The sequence below is a fragment of the Pantoea sp. C8B4 genome, from assembly GCF_051336905.1.
In the GTDB taxonomy this organism is placed as follows: domain Bacteria; phylum Pseudomonadota; class Gammaproteobacteria; order Enterobacterales; family Enterobacteriaceae; genus Pantoea; species Pantoea rwandensis_B.
Genome location: NZ_JBGMNK010000037.1, coordinates 1 through 1221 on the forward strand (window position 1 = coordinate 1; position 1221 = coordinate 1221).

Sequence of the window (1221 nt, forward strand, 5' to 3'; positions counted from 1 at the left end):
TGACCTGCTCCCCGTTGATTAATACACCGCGATGTTAGTAATGTCTTCATAAGCCACATGAGGACATCCCCATGAAGAAGCGATTTTCCGACGAACAGATCATCAGTATTCTCCGCGAGGCAGAAGCCGGGGTTTCAGCCCGGGAACTCTGCCGCAAGCATGCCATTTCAGACGCCACCTTTTACACCTGGCGCAAAAAGTTCGGCGGCATGGAAGTTCCCGAAGTGAAGCGGCTCAAGTCGCTTGAGGAAGAGAACGCTCGTCTCAAGAAGCTGCTCGCTGAAGCCATGCTGGATAAGGAGGCGCTTCAGGTGGCTCTGGGCCGAAAGTTCTGACGACAGACCAGAAGCGGGAAGCCGTGGAGGTCATGTGTGATGCAACGGGTCTGTCGCAACGCCGTGCCTGCAGGCTGGCCGGTTTGTCACTTTCAACCTGCCGTTATTCGGCCCAGCGTCCGGCTGCTGACGCGCAACTGTCTCTACGCATCACAGAGCTGGCACTTGAACGCCGGCGATTTGGTTACCGGCGCATCTGGCAGTTATTGCGCCGGGAGGGCCTGCACGTCAACCACAAGCGGGTTTACCGCATCTATCACCTTAACGGTCTGGGTGTAAAACGCAGGCGCCGCCGTAAGGGCCTGGCGACTGAACGGCTTCCGCTTCTTCGCCCGGATGCGCCGAACCTGACATGGTCGATGGATTTTGTCATGGATGCACTTGCCAGCGGCCGCCGGATTAAGTGCCTGACCTGTGTGGATGATTTCACGAAGGAGTGTCTGACGATCACCGCCGCTTTCGGGATTTCAGGTGTTCAGGTCGCGCGTATTCTGGACAGCATTGCGTTGTTTCGTGGATATCCTGCGACGATAAGAACCGATCAGGGCCCGGAATTTACCTGCCGCGCGCTGGATCAATGGGCCTTTGAACATAGTGTTGAGTTGCGCTTAATCCAGCCGGGCAAGCCAACTCAGAACGGATTTATTGAGAGTTTCAACGGTCGCTTTCGGGATGAATGCCTGAATGAGCACTGGTTCAGCGATGTTCTTCATGCCAGGAAAATCATTAATGACTGGCGGCAGGACTATAACGAATCCAGACCTCATTCATCGCTGAATTACCAGACGCCATCTGAATTTGCAGCAGGCTGGCGAAACGGGAGGCATGAAGAAAAATCAACCGACATTACTAACTGAAGGTTGTATCTAATACTGGGGGCAGGTCA

General features: G+C 54.5%; 1 protein-coding gene. It reads left to right on the top strand.

The features are described 5' to 3' along the window. The first annotated feature begins 71 nt into the window (after positions 1–71). Positions 72–1192, top strand: a protein-coding gene (locus tag ACCW76_RS20885) for an IS3 family transposase (protein WP_436340026.1) whose coding sequence is annotated in 2 segments (ribosomal slippage) — positions 72–330 and positions 330–1192 — 1122 coding nt in all. Because the reading frame shifts where the segments join, the coding sequence is not laid out codon by codon here. Positions 1193–1221: the final 29 nt, after the last annotated feature.